Origin of the sequence: Kitasatospora sp. NPDC093558, from assembly GCF_040683475.1 — a bacterium.
Classification (GTDB): Bacteria; Actinomycetota; Actinomycetes; order Streptomycetales; family Streptomycetaceae; genus Kitasatospora.
This window is the reverse complement of sequence record NZ_JBFBDY010001218.1, coordinates 1-1,321: the sequence shown is the minus strand read 5'-3', so window position 1 is coordinate 1,321 and position 1,321 is coordinate 1. Positions and strand designations below refer to the sequence as shown.

1 protein-coding gene and 1 pseudogene are annotated in these 1,321 nt (G+C 69.4%); both read right to left on the bottom strand.

Annotation, left to right across the window (positions count from 1 at the left end; genetic code table 11):
- Positions 1-455: ABC transporter ATP-binding protein (locus AB0O00_RS39865; RefSeq protein ID WP_363659558.1), on the bottom strand; the 455-nt coding region annotated here is incomplete at its 3' end.
- A gap of 3 nt (positions 456-458) precedes the next feature.
- Positions 459-1,139, bottom strand: a pseudogene (locus AB0O00_RS39860) (carbohydrate ABC transporter permease); the annotation flags it as partial.
- Positions 1,140-1,321 lie beyond the last annotated feature (182 nt).

Genomic DNA, 1,321 nt, shown 5'->3' with positions numbered 1-1,321 from the left:
AGCGGGAAGACGACGAGCGCGGTGCGCAGCGCGCCCTCCTCCAGCGTGGCGTCCAGGACGTTCATGGCGGGCGAGCCGATGAACCCGGCGACGAACAGGTTCACCGGGCGGTCGTACAACTCCTGCGGCGCGCCGACCGTCCCGGCCAGCCGCAGGGCGAAACCCATGTTCTGGCGCACCGTCATGTGCGGGTAGAGGGCGTAGCTCTGGAACACCATGGCGATGTCCCGGTCCTTCGGGGCCAGGTCGTTGACGACCCGGCCGCCGATCCGCAGGGTGCCTGCGGTGATGTCCTCCAGGCCCGCGATCATGTTGAGGGTGGTGGACTTGCCGCACCCGGACGGGCCGACCAGGATCACGAACTCCCCGTCCGCGACGGTCAGGTCGACGTCCCGCACGGCGACCGCGCCGTCCGGGTAGTGCTTGGTGAGTCCGTCCAGGACGAGCTCCGCCATCCGTCACCCCTTCACTGCGCCGGCGGTCAGGCCGGCCACGATGCGCCGCTGGAACAGCAGCACGAAGACCACGATCGGGACGGTGATCACCACGGCGGCCGCGGCGATCGACCCGGTCGGCTGCTGGAACTGCGAGCTGCCGGTGAAGAACGCGATCGCCGCCGGGACGGTCCGCGCGGCGCGGGTGGAGGTGAGCGAGATCGCGAACAGGAAGTCGTTCCAGCAGAAGATGAAGACGAGGATCGCGGTGGTGAACACCCCGGGCGCCGCCAGCGGGGCGATGACCAGCCGGAACGCCTGCCACGGCGTGGCGCCGTCGACCCGGGCGGCCTTCTCCAGGTCCCACGGGATCTCCCGGAAGAACGCGGAGAGGGTGTAGATCGCCAGCGGCAGGGAGAAGGTCATGTAGGGGATGATCAGACCGGGCCAGGTGTCGAACAGGCCCAGCGCGCGCTCGATGTCGAACAGCGGGGAGACGAGCGAGATCGGCGGGAACATCGCGATCAGCAGCGACATGCCGATCAGCAGCCGCTTGCCCGGGAAGCGCAGCCGGGCGACGGCGTAGGAGGCCATCGTGCCGAGCACGACGGCGACGGTGGTGGCGATAACGGCGATGCCGACCGAGTTGAGCAGTGCGCGGGTGAACTCGGAGGTGCGGAAGATGCCGCGGTAGTTCTCCAGTGTCAGTGGCGTGTGCCAGGGTGGTGGCACTGGCTGGGAGGGGGTTGGCGTGGCTGGGTCACAGAGGAGGCCGCTGCGGCGGATCGACGTGCCGTTCGTTTCCCTTGGCCCGTCGGGTGTGACGGTCCGTGACCGGCTCAAGGGCCTCACAGCCGAGGACGAGAGGGTGTTGCGGCTGGTCGGCG